The 14,892-nt window shown below is 67.7% G+C and carries 14 protein-coding genes and 1 tRNA gene; 5 read left to right on the forward strand and 10 right to left on the reverse strand.

The window, feature by feature from the left end; genetic code table 11:
* Nucleotides 1-43: 43 nt before the first annotated feature.
* The 3 genes from PZC42_RS10020 to PZC42_RS10030 all read right to left on the reverse strand — a co-directional run bounded on the left by PZC42_RS10020 (nt 44) and on the right by PZC42_RS10030 (nt 3,053).
* Nucleotides 44-811, reverse strand: coding sequence for an SDR family NAD(P)-dependent oxidoreductase (locus tag PZC42_RS10020; protein ID WP_277210564.1), 768 nt, complete (start codon nt 809-811; stop codon nt 44-46).
* On the reverse strand, nt 808-1,641 hold the full coding sequence (locus PZC42_RS10025; protein WP_277210566.1) for an alpha/beta hydrolase family protein: 834 nt from the start codon (nt 1,639-1,641) through the stop codon (nt 808-810). The genes PZC42_RS10020 and PZC42_RS10025 overlap by 4 nt, the downstream gene beginning before the upstream one ends.
* 779 nt (nt 1,642-2,420) lie before the next feature.
* Nucleotides 2,421-3,053 carry a TetR/AcrR family transcriptional regulator gene (locus PZC42_RS10030; RefSeq protein WP_277210568.1) on the reverse strand — a complete coding sequence of 211 codons (633 nt, stop codon included), beginning with the start codon at nt 3,051-3,053 and terminating at the stop codon, nt 2,421-2,423.
* A gap of 127 nt (nt 3,054-3,180) precedes the next feature.
* Between PZC42_RS10030 and PZC42_RS10035 the strand changes: the two genes are divergently transcribed.
* A complete protein-coding gene (locus PZC42_RS10035) occupies nt 3,181-3,654 on the forward strand; it encodes a hypothetical protein (RefSeq protein ID WP_277210570.1) in 474 nt (157 codons plus the stop codon).
* Here PZC42_RS10035 and PZC42_RS10040 read toward each other — a convergent pair.
* The gene (locus PZC42_RS10040) at nt 3,651-3,818 is read right to left on the reverse strand and encodes a hypothetical protein (protein ID WP_277210572.1); all 168 of its coding nucleotides are present in this window, start codon (nt 3,816-3,818) and stop codon (nt 3,651-3,653) included. The genes PZC42_RS10035 and PZC42_RS10040 overlap by 4 nt on opposite strands.
* 591 nt (nt 3,819-4,409) lie before the next feature.
* Between PZC42_RS10040 and PZC42_RS10045 the strand changes: the two genes are divergently transcribed.
* Nucleotides 4,410-4,676 (forward strand): toxin HicA, encoded by a 267-nt coding sequence (locus PZC42_RS10045; RefSeq protein ID WP_277210574.1) that lies wholly within the window; start codon nt 4,410-4,412, stop codon nt 4,674-4,676.
* The gene (locus tag PZC42_RS22530; protein ID WP_277210576.1) at nt 4,673-5,002 is read left to right on the forward strand and encodes a type II toxin-antitoxin system HicB family antitoxin; all 330 of its coding nucleotides are present in this window, start codon (nt 4,673-4,675) and stop codon (nt 5,000-5,002) included. Before PZC42_RS10045 ends, PZC42_RS22530 begins: the two co-directional genes overlap by 4 nt.
* Here PZC42_RS22530 and PZC42_RS22645 read toward each other — a convergent pair.
* Nucleotides 4,965-5,420 carry a DUF2637 domain-containing protein gene (locus tag PZC42_RS22645; RefSeq protein ID WP_368860268.1) on the reverse strand — a complete coding sequence of 152 codons (456 nt, stop codon included), beginning with the start codon at nt 5,418-5,420 and terminating at the stop codon, nt 4,965-4,967. The genes PZC42_RS22530 and PZC42_RS22645 overlap by 38 nt on opposite strands.
* 14 nt (nt 5,421-5,434) lie before the next feature.
* Nucleotides 5,435-5,956, reverse strand: a complete 522-nt coding sequence (locus PZC42_RS10055; protein ID WP_277210578.1) for a helix-turn-helix transcriptional regulator — start codon at nt 5,954-5,956, stop codon at nt 5,435-5,437.
* Between the two features lie 254 nt (nt 5,957-6,210).
* Between PZC42_RS10055 and PZC42_RS10060 the strand changes: the two genes are divergently transcribed.
* The gene (locus PZC42_RS10060) at nt 6,211-8,643 is read left to right on the forward strand and encodes a DUF4357 domain-containing protein (RefSeq protein WP_277210580.1); all 2,433 of its coding nucleotides are present in this window, start codon (nt 6,211-6,213) and stop codon (nt 8,641-8,643) included.
* Nucleotides 8,644-9,193: 550 nt separating this feature from the next.
* Here PZC42_RS10060 and PZC42_RS10065 read toward each other — a convergent pair.
* Nucleotides 9,194-10,897: a hypothetical protein gene (locus tag PZC42_RS10065; protein WP_277210581.1), complete on the reverse strand. Its 1,704-nt coding sequence runs from the start codon at nt 10,895-10,897 to the stop codon at nt 9,194-9,196.
* 410 nt (nt 10,898-11,307) lie between these two features.
* Nucleotides 11,308-11,457 carry a hypothetical protein gene (locus tag PZC42_RS10070; protein ID WP_277210583.1) on the reverse strand — a complete coding sequence of 50 codons (150 nt, stop codon included), beginning with the start codon at nt 11,455-11,457 and terminating at the stop codon, nt 11,308-11,310.
* 607 nt (nt 11,458-12,064) lie between these two features.
* On the opposite strand from PZC42_RS10070, the gene PZC42_RS10075 reads away from it, so the two are divergent.
* Entirely contained in the window at nt 12,065-13,342 is a 1,278-nt protein-coding gene (locus PZC42_RS10075; protein ID WP_277210585.1) for an ATP-binding protein, read from the forward strand.
* Between the two features lie 310 nt (nt 13,343-13,652).
* Here PZC42_RS10075 and PZC42_RS10080 read toward each other — a convergent pair whose 3' ends face one another.
* Both PZC42_RS10080 and PZC42_RS10085 read right to left on the reverse strand, forming a co-directional pair.
* Nucleotides 13,653-14,354 carry a nuclear hormone receptor family protein gene (locus PZC42_RS10080; RefSeq protein ID WP_277210587.1) on the reverse strand — a complete coding sequence of 234 codons (702 nt, stop codon included), beginning with the start codon at nt 14,352-14,354 and terminating at the stop codon, nt 13,653-13,655.
* A gap of 435 nt (nt 14,355-14,789) precedes the next feature.
* Nucleotides 14,790-14,874 (reverse strand) — tRNA-Leu (locus PZC42_RS10085).
* Between the last annotated feature and the right edge of the window lie 18 nt (nt 14,875-14,892).

A 14,892-nucleotide genomic window follows, 5' to 3' on the forward strand; every position in this document is an offset into this window, starting at 1 on the left:
CTCCCTCTGCCTCGGGTGCTGCCAGTGTGCTGCCCGCGGCGGCTCAGTGCACGGAGAACCCGCCGTCGACGTGGATCGACTGTCCGGTCACGTAGGACGACGCCGCGCTCGCGAGGAACACGGCCGGCCCGGCGAAGTCCTCAGGCACTCCGTTGCGGCCCACGAGCGTACGGTCCGCGAGCGCCGCCACGCGTCCCGCGTCCTGCTGCAGCCGGCGGTTGAGCGGGGTGAGCACGAACCCGGGCACGAGCGTGTTCGCGGTGACGCCCCGGGGTGACCATGCCTCCGCCTGCGAGCGCGCGAGCGACTCCAGACCGCCCTTCGAGACGCCGTAGACGCCGCTGGTGACGAAGGCGCGGTGCGCCTGCTGCGAGCTGACGTGGATGAGGCGGCCGTAGCCCCGCTCGGCCATGCCCGGCCCGAACCGCTGCCCGAGCCAGAAGGGCGCCTCGAGGTTGACCGCCATCGTGGTGTCCCAGACGGCCTCGTCGATCTCGGCCATCGGGGGACGCAGGTTGACCCCGGCGCTGGACACGACGACGTCGGGCTCGCCGTAGGGCTCGACCACGGCGTCGGCGACCGCCCGGACCCCGGCGCGGGTGGACAGGTCGCCCTGGACGGCGGCGGCCCGGCACCCGGCTCCGACGAGGTCGGCGACGGTGGCGTCCAGCGCGGCACGCCCGCGGGCCACGACGACGACGGCGGCACCCGCCCGTGCCAGTGCCGTCGCGATCGCCCGGCCGATGCCGGAGCTGCCCCCGGTCACGACGGCGGTGCGGCCGTCGAGCGAGAAGAGGCCGTTGAGCGTCATCCGTGCAGCGCCCCGGCGAAGAAGGACGTGGACGCCGCGACGACGTCGGCCTTGGCGTGCGGGTCGTCCTGCTCGGGGAGCACGAACCCGTAGTGGCCCGCCGTCGGGGCGCCGACGGTGCCGCCGTCGGCGCCGGGGATCAGGTCCGCGTAGCGCATGCCGTTGCCGGCGGGCGGGGTGATGTCGTCGGCGGCGGCCCAGCGCACGCCGACGGGGACGTCCACCGCGGCCAGGCTCTCGGAGGTGATCAGGGGCCCGACCGCCGGGCAGAGCAGGAATCCGGCGCGCACGCGGGTGTCGCGGTAGTCGGCGGCCGCCAGTTCCACCCACGCGCGGGCGTCGGACTCGTCGTAGCGCGCGGCGAGCTCGTCGGCGATCCCGGGGTACTCCGGCGTCGGGGGAGACTCGATCTGGCCGGTCATCAGTGCCGCGTACGCATTCGCCGAGACCCGGGCACCGCACACCGCCGCTGCGGTGTAGCCGCCGATCGAGAAACCGCAGGCCCCGACCGGGCCGCGGGCGTCGACGTGGTCGAGCACGAACGAGACGTCCAGCGGGCGTTCCCACCACCAGGTGAAGCCCTCGGCGAGGTAGCCGTCGAGGTAGTTGTTGCCGTGGTGGTCGATCGCGGCGACGTCGAACCCGGCCGCACGCAGGCCGTCGGCCCACCACGCGAGGCCCTCGGCCGCGCCGCCGGTGCCGTGGGACAGCACCAGCAGAGGGGCGTCCTCCCGGTCGGCGCGCCACACGTGCACACGGACCGGACGGTCGGCGTCGGCGTCGATCGCGCGGCGGGCCGGGTCAGACAGGTGCAGCGTCTGCGGTGTCACGGGGCGATCCTTCCACGGACGGCGGGTCGTCCACGAGGCCCTGACCGACGCGGCGCAGGACGAGAACGACGAAGGCCTGTCTCAACGAGTGTCCGGAGCGGCGCCGGAGGGGCCTCAGCGCGAGATTCCCGGACACGAATCTCCGTGACTCTCGAGAGCCGACGTCGGCTCTCCATCGGAGGTCCAGGAGGTGAGGACACATCCACCGCCTGCGCGACGGCAGCGTCGTGGTGGCGACAAAGCGCGGTCCCAGCGAGTAAGACCAGTGAAGACTTCCGGCGTGAGAACGTCCGCGGGATCCGAATGAGACAGCGGATCGGGAAGGGCTCGCGCCTCCACAGCGCGGGCTCTTCTTGTCCCCTCAGAGGGGTCCGCTTCCCTCGCGCCTGGTGGGAACGCCTCCGGTCCTGACCGGTCGACACGGCGGATCCAGGCTCAGCCCCCAGTCGATCAGCCCGGCTACTTCTGCCCGGGTGCGCAACCGGTCGGCCAGCACGTCCCAGGACCCGTCGCGCTGCCAGACCCGGAACCGAAATAGACACTCTCCCAAGACCCGTGAGCGTCCTCGGGAACGTCCCGCACGGGCAACCCGTCCGGTCCGGAACCGGATCCCGTCGAGCTGGCGACGTAGGTTCCGCGGCCGCCGGCCACGCGACCTGACTGGCAGCGACGGCTCCAGCACCGCCCACATCTCATCGGTCAAGTCATGACGTCCTGCATCACTCACGACACCGCATGATGACGGAACTGCAGTTCAGAACCACAATCTCAAACACGCCCTAGGGGACGTCCGGCCTGTCGCCGGCGGGCGCGATCAGGGTACGGCGGACCAGTACTCGAAGACGTTCGGCGAGCTCCTCGCTACTCCAACCCTGCTCGGTCATGAGGTCGTCGATGAGCTCGACAGACATCAGAGACCACAGGAGGTCGGCGGCGGTCGCGATGGTCCAGGGATCGGAGAGCATGCCTTCATCGGCGAGCCTGCCGGCCAGTGCCAGGCACAGGTGATGCCAGTCAGCCATCGCTTGCTGCCAGAGAGCCTCGGCGTCGAGGTCGGCTCCGCGGGCCCTGTCAACGGCTCGAACCACGCCGATCAGCCGGGACTGGTAGCCGGCGGCATGCCGAGCCCACGCGTCGAGAGCGTCGACCGCACTGGATGCCTCGATCATCGGATCCAGTGACGCGTGCAGGTCGAGTCGCTCGTTGATGTGCGCGAACAGGTCGATGAAGAGCTGCCCTCGAGAGGCGAAGTGCAGGTAGAGGCCCCGACGGCTCACTCCGGAGGTCTGAGCAACCGCCGACATGGACAGTCCAGCACCACCTTCTGTCTGGAGGAGGCGCCACGCCGCGTCGAGGATTGCCGCCCTCGTGTCGCGGCTGCGCCTGTTTCGGGGCTCCACGATGCGAGTCATCGGCCATCTCCCTGACCAGGTTGTGCGGCGTGCAAACCACCAGCCGTCTTGACACAGGCCTGTGCGCGGTGTGTAGTGAAGAAACTATACATGGTGTGTAGTTTGCTCCATCGGTGGAGGGAGCATCATGAGCCGTGGGTTCTGGCAACGGCGAAGCTGGATCTTCCTGATCGTGCTGGCCGCCGTGATCGTCCTGTTCGGTGTCGGCGACATCATCTTCGCCATGGACGCCGACGAGGCGATCGCGCAGGGCATCACGGGTATGACCGTGGCCGAGATCGAGACGCTCAGCGGGCCGGTCGCCGCCCTGATCAACGTGCTGGTGCGTGCCGGTGGCGCCCAGCTGCTAGTCCTGGGGATCGTCTGGTGCACGATCCTTGCCATACCGTTCCGCCGGGGCGAGCGTTGGGCGTGGTACGTGATGTGGACGTTCCCGCTCTGGGCGCTCGGTGTCGCCGTCCACTTCCTGTTCGTGGACCTGCAGCCAGACGCTCCGACGCCACCGCCGGCGATCTCCGGTTGGGTGTTCTTCGCCCTGTGTGCGGCAGTCCTCCTTGCTGGGCGTCCCTCGGTCGACGCCGACAGGCCGGACGTCCCCTAGGCGTTCTCGGAGACCGAGATGAATTGCTCGGCGTCTCGGTCGGCTGGGTAGACCACGAAGAACGTGTAGTCGGTGCCGTTCAGGGTGTCGATCAGGTCCAGGAGATCGTCGCGGGTCGGGTCGGGCAGGCGGTCGCCGCCCTCGGCGTCGGCGTAGTACTCCACGGACCCCAGCCCTTGCCCCGTCGTCGATCACCGCGACGGTCCTTCAGGTCGTAGTTCTCCCGGATCCATGAATCGGCGTGGCCAGCCCATTGGTGCACTCCTGGCGGACGTATCCTTGTGTCCGGAGGGGGACTTGAAACCCGCACGGGTGTCTGCGTGACTAGTGGAGATGCTCGCTGACCAGCGAACACCCGGTACTCGATGGATCTCAACGGGCTCTCAGTGGTCCTCAACTGTTCCCGACGGGAACACGCCCGTCGGCAAGCTCGCCGACGCGCATGAGGGTCGAACGGTCGCGACTCGGCAGCCGCTTTGCACTGCGACTTACTTGTCGACTACGTCGGCCACCCCGCGTGCACCGGTGCCACCGGTCGCGACATGACGTGAACCCTCCCCTAACACCCGGCAGAATCCGAGTTCAACGCCCGGCAGTATCGGAACTCGCCTGCTCCATCCTCGTCTGCGGCGGGCCAGAAATCGGTCCCGGAGCCCCGTCTCAAGACCGGCGTCTCAGGATGGTGCTCTGTCGTGCCTGTCTCCCACTCCCGGGACCCGTTGACCGCCTGGTACCACTATTGGTACCGTCGTCTCGTGACGAAGCACGACAAGCGGCTGGCCCAGATGCGGATCAGCCCCACCAACGTCAGCTTCGACCACCTCGCGAGCGTGTGCGAGCACTACTTCGGAGAGCCGAGGCAGAGCGGCTCGTCCCACCACGTCTACAAAACACCGTGGCCAGGCGACCCCCGGGTCAACATCCAGAACAGCAGGGGCCAGGCCAAGGCGTACCAGGTCCGACAGGTCCTCGAGGCGATCGACAAGCTCGAGGACATGAACTCCAAGGAGGAGGAACTGTGAGCGTCGCAGAGCACTACACCTACCGCGTCGCATGGTCGCCTGAGGACCAGGAGTATGTCGGCACCGTGCTCGAACTGCCCGCGCTCTCCTGGCTCGAGCCCGAGCCAGGCCCTGCCTTTTCCGGCATCCAGCAGCTGGCGCGCGACGTCGTCGCCGACCTTCAAGAGTCGGGCGAGCCGGTCCCCCAGCCGCTGTCCGAGCGCAACTACTCCGGCGAGTTCCGCGTGCGGATCCCACCACGGACCCACCGACGGCTGGTCGAGCAGGCGGCCGAGGAACACATCTCCCTCAACCGTCTCGTCTCCGACCGTCTCGCCTCAGCCTGAGACACAGCCAAGCCCCTGTCTCGAGACCATGCCGCGGGACAGGGGCTTCGTGCTGTCCCGGGTCGCCCGGGCACGGCGGCATCCTTGCCACCCCCCGGGGGGCAATCCAGATCAGATGACACCCATCGGTGCAGCAGTCCCGTTCGGCGTGCAGGAAGTTGCCGGTCCAGCTCGCCGCCGCGAACACGCACAGCACCCACGCGTACCAGGTGCCCGCCGCGCCGCGGGCACGGAACCGGAACGCCGCCCACGTGCCGAACAAGATGACCGAGTCGATCGTCAGCGGGAACATCCACGCCACCCGCGGAGCGATACCCGACGCGATTCCCACGGCCCGCAGCGCGGAGAACGACAGCGTGAACGCCATGACCGCCGCAACCGTGCAAAGCAGCACTCCCGGCCACAACGCGAACGCCATCCCTCGACCCCGGCTCACCGGTGCCCTCCCGCAAGCCGCCCCAGTCCCGCCGTCCCCTGCCGGCCGGAGGGTTCGCCGTCGGGTGCTTCCTGTCCGACGACGGCGCCCACCACTGGCCGCAGCTTGAGTGCGGCCGCGATCTCGGCGAGGTGGTCGACCGCCTCGCCGACATCGTCTGCCGCGGCCGACCGGACCGCTCCCGGGAAGCCCGGGTCGGTCACCCACTCGTCAGCACGGACGACCTGCTCCAGGAGGGTGCGCGTCACCGTCCGCAGCATTGATGCCTTGATCGTGGCGGCCTCAAGGAGGATCTCCGCCCGAGGACGAGAGGCCCGCAGCGCAGGTGGTTCGCCGAGTTCGACGGGACCGTCGCTCGTCGGCTTGCCCTGTGTGGGCAGGCGGCCGGCGTCGACGAGGTCGCGCTTGTACGCCGAGACCGTCGGCTGCGAGATCCCGAGCCGCAGCGCGACCTGCCGCTGCCGCAACCCGGCAGCGAGCATGACGCGGACCTGATCGCGAAGTTCTGTCGAGTCCATGATGTGACCCCCGGGTGAGCGGATACGTTCACCAGGGGAACGCCCCTCAATCCGCCGCCAAGTAACACACAGACGTCGACTGAGCACACGACGGCGGCAGCACCGACCCACCGAGCCAAGAAAGTGGATCCAGTGACGATCGCCGCAGCATGCCGCCCATCGTCGGTTGAAGGGGCCATCCGCCACCAACTGCCGGCCCTTACCCGCTAGATTGCGCAGGTACGACCGTCTCAGCGCAGCGAAGGACCATCAGCATGGAAACCACCGTCCTCACGCCGCAGCAGGTGTTCTACCTGCCCCAGCACCTGATGGTCCCGCTCTTTCAGCGACCGTACGTCTGGGAGGAATCCGACCAGTGGGAGCCGCTGTGGCAGGACATCGTGCGACTGGCCGATCTGAAGTACCGAGATCCGTACGTCAACGCGCAGCACTTCCTCGGCGCAGTGGTACTGCAGGCCAACGATGTAGCGCACGGCTCCACGCCGACGAAGAACGTGATCGACGGGCAGCAGCGGCTCACCAGCCTCCAACTCCTCATCGACGCGACCGCTGCCGTGTTGTCCGAGAACGGCGCCGACGACCTCGCCAACGAGCTTTGCGACCTGACCCATAACCGGTCCTACCAGGCGGCTCACGAACGAACCCTGAAACTGCTCCACACCAACCGCGACCGCACCGCCTTCGTCGAGGTAATGAATGCAGAGCCACCGGTCGATCACACCGACCTCACTCACTCCGGCTCCCTGATCGTCGGCGCGCACGCCTACTTCAGTGACGCGGTCGCCGCCTGGCTCGGCAGCACTGACGGCGACGCCTACAGTCAGCGCGCGCGTGCCTTGGTTCATGTCCTCTCGCAGGGACTCCAGATCGTCGTGATCGATCTGAAGGCAGAGGAGAACTCTCAGGAGATCTTCGAGACCCTCAACGCCCGCGGCACCCCGCTGACCGCTGCTGACTTGATCAAGAACCTCGTCTTCCAGCGGCTGGAGGCTGAGGGAGTCGACACTGCGAAGGCCTACGCCGAGGACTGGCCTTTCGAATCCGACTTCTGGGAAGCCGACGTCAGCGTCGGGCGCGTAACGATGAGCCGGAGCTCCCTCTTCCTCGGTCAATGGCTGTCGGCTCGGCTTGGAGAAGAGGTCTCGCCGAAGCAGACGTTCTCCCGGTTCAAGCACCACGTCGAGCACGAGGCCAACTCGAAGATGAGCGACCTCTTGGCCGCCATCAAGACCCAGGCGGGCCAGTACCAAGAGTGGACGATCGCGGCCGAGGACACGAGTCGCGTGCTGTCGCCCACCGAACGCGCGGTGTACCGGATGCAGTGCGCCGGGATGGAGCTGCTCAAACCGGTCCTGATCTGGCTCCACGACCCTGCACTCGACATCCCGCAGGCCGTCGCTGACGAGGTGATCGGACACTTCGAGTCGTGGGTCATCCGACGCCAGTTGCTCCGCCTGACGACTGCGCAACTGGGTGCAGTGGTGGCCGACATCATCCGTACGCACCGCACCGCACCGCCCGCTGAACTCGGACAGCGGGTCAGTGCACAACTCGCCCGCCAGTCCGCGGCTTCGACCTACTGGCCCGGCGACCAGGAAGTCCGGGACTACCTACGAACTGAGCAGGCATACCGACGCTACCCACGGACCCGTTTACGCATGTACCTGGAGGCGATCGAGGACCACCTCCGCGCACGCTACCGGTACCCGGCCATGCCGCGGCAGGGCAACCCGATCGAGCACCTTCTCCCGCAGAAATGGCAGACCCACTGGGCCGTTGACGGGTTGGAAGCCGAGATCGCTCGCAGCGAGCACGTCCACCGACTCGGCAACCTCACCTTGCTCACCGAGAGTCTCAACAGCACCGTCTCCAACGGGCCCTGGGCTGGGGCGAAGGGCAAGCAGGCGCGGATCGCCGAGCATGATGTGTTCCTGATCAACCGTCCATTCCGCGACGGCGAGATGTGGGACGAGGACGCGATCGACGCCCGTACCGAGACGATGGTCGATGCCCTGCTCGCCACCTGGCCCGTCCCGGAAGGGCACGTGGGGAAGATCGATGATCCGGCAACCAAGTCTCAGGCATGGGTCGAGATCAAGCACCTTGTCGCCGCCGGGCTCCTCCAACCTGGGATCGTTCTCCGACCGAAGGGGGGCGGCGAAACGATCGCCCGGATCACCGATCAAGCACTCATCGAGATTGACGCCAAGACCTTCGACAGCCCGTCAGCGGCTGCACGTCACGTTCGCAACGGACAGCAAACAAACGGCTGGTGGTATTGGCACCTGGAGGACGGTCGCCGGCTCAAGGACGTGCGAGCGGAGTTCCGCGACGAGGAGCCCGCCGTCCAGCCAAGTTTCGACTGGTCACCGCTGCATCGGATCCTCGAACAACTTCCCGAGGGCCGCTGGGCCTCATACGGGGAGCTGGCGGACGCAATCGGCACCGCATCGCAGCCTCTCGGCAGCCACATCGCCAACTGCCGTCATTGCGTAAACGCCTGGCGCGTCCTGACCGCGGACGGCCGAATCGCACCCACCTTCCGATGGGTCAACCAGGACGACACCCGAGACCCCAAGGTCGTCCTGGAAACAGAGGGCATCGCGTTCGCCGACGACAAGGCGGACCCCGAGCGGCAACTGGGAAGCGATGAACTTGCTGACCTGACGGAGGCCCGCACGAGTTGAACGTCCTTCAGGTCGTCTAGCTTCAACATGGAGCCACTTGTGATGCTTCGGACGGACTCCGGCCCCGCCGACAACGTCAACCTCCAAGCGGCCCCTCCCCCTCGCCATCTCGCCATCACCTGTAGACGACGTCACCAGAACGGCAGCAAACACCGTCACCCGCCGCTGACGGCCTCCGGGCAAGACATCCGAACCTGTGGATTCTTCCTGCTGTCCACAGATCACGATCGGCAACACCCTCGGCAAGACCTCGCCGCTGCATGGCTTCCAGAGTCGCGGCGTCGGCTCCGCGGACTCGACCCGACCAGCTTCCGATTCTCGCTTCTGCGGGTGTTCGACCCCGCGACCCCGGCGCGGGTCGTCGATGAGTCGGAGAGCCACTTCAAGAAGGGCCTGGACACGCGTCGGTACGGGCTGAACCGCAACTCACCCCAACCACGAGAACCCCAGCCTCCGTGCAGCAGACCCTGCTGGGCCGGCCGGCGACCAGGTTGCGCCCAACCTCCCGTGAAGGGCAGGCCCGGCGCTCGCTACGCCCCCATCGCCATGCTCAAGCCTCCTCGGTCACTTCGTTCCGTTCGAGCTGTCCGAGCGCGGCTTCAGCACCGACGGACTCGCGGCCCCTTATCACCTTCACGACCAGCTCCTCACGTTCGGCCTCCGGGAGTGTCATCGACTCGGCGAGCAGACCGGCGAAGGAGTCCACTCCTTCTTGCTCCGAGTCCTCGTGAAATACCCAGCGGAAGTCCACGTCCCGAGTCGTCAGCTCGACTGTCGAGCGACCGCCGTCACGCTGCGGGCATCGCGAGCGCACGTAGCGGACATGCTCGAGAGGAACCGAGTGCTCGATCGTGCCCTCCTGGCGGAAAGTGCTTGCTTTCGCGGTGATGACGCGCCGATCTGTCACGGCGACGAAGACCGCCGACTTCTCCAGGTCGAAGCGCTCACGCAGGTTCTGTCCGATGCCCTTGACGACGTCGCCCTCGTGCAGGTCGAACGGAAGGCCGACGCCGTGCAGTGTCTCTCCGTCGTCGAGCATCCAACGCAGCACTTCGAGTTGTGCTGCCGGGTCCAGGGACTTCGGCCCGGCGGCGACACTGGGTACACCGAGCGGAGAAGCGGGCGGACGGAGCGAGTCTGCCAACGGTGCCACTGCCGCTAGAAGTTGAGCTGCGGTCACCTGGGCAGCCTTGGCGTCCTTCCTCTTCCTGGTGAGAGGCACGGTGGATCTTCCAGGCAGTTCAGAGATGATCCGGAGCTCGCGCGCAAGCTCTGAGATGAGACGCGTCGCCTCGGGAACGGCGGCCTCCCCCTCTGTCCGGGTCTCCCTAACGATGGCGTCGACGAGCAGTGCTTCGTTGGCGTCGTCAGGACCGATCGCGCGCGCCCGACCCGCGTGAAGAGCCTGGTACGACGTCCATGCCTTCAGCGCCGAGAGCAAGGCGTATGCGTCGAATGCGATCGCTGCGGCGTTCGCGTCCAGGTACTCGCGGCGACGACGCACGTCGAGTTGGTCGATCTGCTTGATGTGCGCGCCGACGTTCCGTCGATAGAACTCCCGCTGAGTGCGCAGGTCAGCGCCTCTGCCGGAGATCTTGTCCCACAGCGTCTGGGTGACCACAGTTGCCTCGCGCGCCAGTGACACGACCGAGTCGATCTCGTCAACGAGGCCCGTGAGTTCGGACCACTGCTCGTGACGGATCGTCTGCAGCACCTGGCTGGTCAGCGCGATGTTCGCGCTGATGAGGCCGGAGATCTGGCTGAGCTGCATCTGGATGGCGATCATCGCCACGGCGGGCCCAACCGCAGCCAGCGCTCCTGCGGCAGTCACGGTGCTCACGGGTACGAACCTCGCCTGCGCGACGACCTTGCCGTTGGCGAACACGGCGCCCAAGTTCGCGCCATCCTTCACCGCGAGCGCCCCTCCGTTGTTGAGGAGCGCCTGTGTAGTGGACGTCACCCGGTACAGACCCTGAGCGCTCGCGGCGGCGTTGGCGAGATTGCCCCCGACAGCCGCGAGATTTCCGAGCCCGCCAACTGCCGTGGCGAGTCCGTGACGATCAGCGGCCGGGACGAGACCGAAGTCCACGATTTCGAGTCCATCTGGGACCTCGCCGAAGACAATGGCCGTTCCCGGGACCACCTCGACAAGGGTCGTCGACGGGGTTGTAGAGATCCCTTCGCCGAGGTCGCCCACGCGATCTGCATGTCGCTCAGCGTCGCCGTGGTTGACCGCTTCCGGGTCGTCAAGCACGTCTACTCCTCTGTCCGCTCGAGCGGTCACGATGGCCGCCGCTGGCCATGACCTTATGGCAGCGCTGGATCATCGCGTCAGCCACCCGCAACTGATTTCACCCTCATGGGCGGGCACGACCTCGACGGGCACGCGCACTGTCGGAGACGGCGTGCAGCCGCCGCGAATCGCAGAACCGCACCCTTGAACACCGTCAGCCCTCAGTCCCCAATCAGGCACGCCGTGCACAACTAGCGCGTGAAGGAAGTTCCCTCGCCGGCGTCACCGATGCCAGCCCCGCACCCTCGGGGGAGAGACGTCGAGGAACGAGCCGATCGCCGCCTGCGAGATCGCGCCCCCGCCGTACCGGGAGGAGGAGCCCAACCCCGGGCGGACCTGGTGACGCACAGCACCTGCCCGCGCGCGACCCGCTACGCGATGAGGAGTAGTCCGCGCAGCAGATCGGCAAGTCGGCGCGGTGGTGTCACAAGAACCGCGCCGGGTTGCCGCACCACGTGATAGGCGAGTCCGTTCGGTATGACGATCAGTGCGTCGACCTGTACCGCGAGCAGACGTTCCACCCCGCGTCGTCGTCGCAGACGTCCCGACCGGCCGATCAGATGGTGCCGACGGCGCTGTCCGCGAGGCGTGCCCGCGTGGGAACGAGAGCCCTGAGGTGACGGCGGCTGCTCGTCCTGGTGTGACAAGGGCCCCACTTCGCGACCTGCGAAGAAGGGCTCTCTCGTCGTGCCTTCGGGTGCTGATGTTCCCATGGCCAGCGGAAGCCCGTGTTTCCGCTGCTCAGCGTGGTGTCCGGAGGGGGACTTGAAACGCGCACGGGTGGATGCGTGACCATTAGCGATGCCCGCCGACCTGCACACACCCGGTCGTCGATAGCTCTCACTGGGCTCTGAGTGGTCCTTGTATGTTCCCGGCGGAAACACCGCCATCGGCGAGCTTGCCGATGCGCATCCGGGTCGAGGCGGGTGCGGCCCAGCAGACGCTGTGCACTGCGACCTCCATGTCGACCGCCTCGGCCAGACCGCGTGCAGAGACGCCACCGGTCGCGAACCCCTTCCCCGGCACCCGGCGGTCTCGGAGTTCAACGTCCGGCAGTCTCGGAACTCAGATGCTGGCAGTTCTGGAGTCCAGGGCCCGGCAGTTGAGGATTTGGCGTAGCCTTCCCTGGTGAACACGTCGAACGAGATGGTGCCACGCCGGATCCTCGCCGTCGCTCTGGAGCGGCACCGCGAAAGCCCCGTGCTCCTCCTGGAGGGCCCGCGCGCCGTGGGCAAGTCGACCCTGCTACGACAGCTGGCCGCAGCGGTCGAAGGACGGATCCTCGACCTCGACGACCTCGACACCCGAGACGCCGTCACACGCGACCCGGGCACGATGATCGATGGGGACCAGGTCGTCCTGATCGACGAGTACCAGCACGCCCCGGTCGTGCTCGACGCCATCAAGGCGAAGCTCAACGCCTCAGGGCACCCCGGACAGTTCGTCCTGACCGGCTCCGCGCGACACGAAGCGCTCCCGCGGGCCGCCCAGGCCCTCACCGGCCGGCTCCAGCGCCTTCCCATCCTGCCGCTGGCTCAGTCGGAGCTCGCGCGCACCCGTCCAGACCTGCCGCAGCGGCTCCTGGCCGACCCGGCCGCCGCCGTCGAGTCCGCTGCCGCGGCCCCCTCGCCCACGACACGTGAGGACTACGCCACGAGGGTTGTCCTCGGGGGCTTCCCTCTGGCCCTCGCCGCCACCACCGACCGCGCCCGCCGGCGCTGGGTCGACGACTACGTGCGCCTCACCCTGGAACGCGACGTCCAGGAGCTGTCGAAGATCCGCCAGGCCCACACCCTGCCCCTCATCCTCGAACGCGCCGCCGGCCAGACCGCCCAGGTCCTCAACGCCACCCGGATGGCGGACGCCACCGGGGTCGACAACAAGACCGCGCGCGACTACCTGCGCCTACTCGAAGCCGTGTTCCTCCTACGGATCCTGCCCGCATGGGACCGCACCCTGACCAAACGCACCAACGCCCGCCCCAAGGTCCACCTGCTCGACACCGGCGTCTCCTCCCGACTCCTGCGCCTGACCCCCGAGAAGCTCGCCCGCCGCGAGCCAGCCGCACTCACCGAGTTCGGCCACGCCCTGGAGACCTTCGTCGTCGCAGAGATCCTGAAAGAAGCCAGCTGGACCGAAGACATCGTCGACTACGGGCACTGGCGCACCCGCGACAACCAGGAGGTCGACCTCGTCCTCGAGGCCGACGACGGCGGCGTCATCGGCTTCGAGGTCAAGGCCGCGTCCCGCGTCTCTGGCACGGACTTCAGCGGCTTGCGCAAACTACGCGACACCCTCGGCTCGTCCTTTATCGCGGGCGTCGCTCTCTACACCGGCACCCGCACCTACACCTACGACGACCGACTCCACGTCATGCCCATCGACCGCATCTGGACCACCACCTGAGCCACTGCCCTCGCGCTGCTGCTCACGGGTGGACGAACGCGATCTACCTTCCGCCAGGCCGATCCTGCAAGCCCCGGGGAACTGTCACTTCCATTTCCCCCACCGACGGCCTGCCCCCTCGCCCACCAACCGGACGACGCGGACAGCTGCATCATCAGCGTCACCCATCAGTGCGGCAGACCCATCCGCCGACGCCCTGAGGAAGGCAACGACCTGATCGTCTGCACTGGGACGGCAACGCATCATGCACTGGCCCGTTCACAGGTGGCACCGCAGTCACAGAGTCTGAGCAGGAGGGTCTGCCCCCTCGTCAGGGCTGCAGGGCGGTCATCAGATCAGCCGCGCGGTGCGGCGCCGTGCTGAAGACGACGAGATGGGTCGCGGTACCGGTGGCGAGCACGGGGCGCAGCTGGGTGAGGTCAACGTCGGCGGCCGACACCGACGTGCCGCTCGCAGCAGGAAGCGCGCTCGCATCGATCAGCTCGGCGGCGCCCAGGCCGCGCCAGATCGTACCCAGTCCCACCCGCGGGGACAGCGCGTCGGTGACCGTGATGTCCTCCGGCTCCGAGCCAGGCTCCAGGCGACGCAGAACCCCGGGCAGCCCGCACTCCAGCCCCCAGGTGACGTACTCGGTGAGAAACTCCACGGCCTCTGCACCAGCCTGCCGCACCGCTGGTGTCGCCAGCAGCCGGCGCGCGCCGGACACCGCCTCCGCCTCGGCAAGCGCTTCGGGCACCTCTTCGGCGAGCTGCCGCACTGCCTCTTGGTCTTCTGCCTCGATTGGCGCGAGCGTCACGGCACGGGACACGGCGCGCAGCGCCGAGGCGTCGTTCGCGCCGAGGGGGAGCACGCGCCACCCGATCTCACCCCCGAGGTTCACGGCAACAAGGTTCCCCTTCAGCGCGTCGAGTGCGTGCACGGCGTCAAGACGCACCACGGTGCGGCGCGCGTCGACCTGCGAGTAGCTGATGGCCCAGTGCCGAGCGGTCGCGATGACCTTCCGAGTATCCACGGGGAAACTCTCCCACCTTGTCCAGCGGCAGCGAAAATGCCTCAGACCGGTCCACGCCACCGGGGCAGTCCCCTCCGTGTCAGGACGCACGGCGCAGCGCACGCGTGAGCTGGCCGACGCCGGTATCGATCATCGAGTTCTCGCGGCCTTCGACGATGAGCAGGTGACAGGGCGAAGAACGCCGACACCAGCCTGTCCGATGCCGGCGCTACCGCAGGACCGGGATGCCGGCATTACTCCGCACCCCGTTGGAGAGCATTCCTAGGATGGGAGGCAGCTCGCCCGCCGTCACCACCGGTGGCACTACCGAACGACAGCAGGCGCACGCCAAGGAGTGAACCGAGCACCACCCGACCAGGCCACCACGCCACCCGGGAACGACAGAAGACCCCCCGTTGTGGACCGGGAGGCCTTCGTCGTCGCTGTCTCAACGAGTGTCCGGAGGGGGACTTGAACCCCCACGCCCGATAAAGGGCACTAGCACCTCAAGCTAGCGCGTCTGCCATTCCGCCACCCGGACAGGTGGACCGCTCCCGGG

This window comes from Isoptericola croceus, assembly GCF_029382255.1.
GTDB classification, from domain to species: Bacteria; Actinomycetota; Actinomycetes; order Actinomycetales; family Cellulomonadaceae; genus Isoptericola; species Isoptericola croceus.

Bases quoted from the DNA above. Each gene is read 5' to 3' on its own strand.
- PZC42_RS10020 (WP_277210564.1), bottom strand. From the start codon at position 811: ATGACGCTCAACGGCCTCTTCTCGCTCGACGGCCGCACCGCCGTCGTG.
- PZC42_RS10030 (WP_277210568.1), bottom strand. From the start codon at position 3,053: ATGACTCGCATCGTGGAGCCCCGAAACAGGCGCAGCCGCGACACGAGG.
- PZC42_RS10035 (WP_277210570.1), top strand. From the start codon at position 3,181: ATGAGCCGTGGGTTCTGGCAACGGCGAAGCTGGATCTTCCTGATCGTG.
- PZC42_RS22645 (WP_368860268.1), bottom strand. From the start codon at position 5,420: ATGGCGTTCGCGTTGTGGCCGGGAGTGCTGCTTTGCACGGTTGCGGCG.
- PZC42_RS10055 (WP_277210578.1), bottom strand. From the start codon at position 5,956: ATGGACTCGACAGAACTTCGCGATCAGGTCCGCGTCATGCTCGCTGCC.
- PZC42_RS10060 (WP_277210580.1), top strand. From the start codon at position 6,211: ATGGAAACCACCGTCCTCACGCCGCAGCAGGTGTTCTACCTGCCCCAG.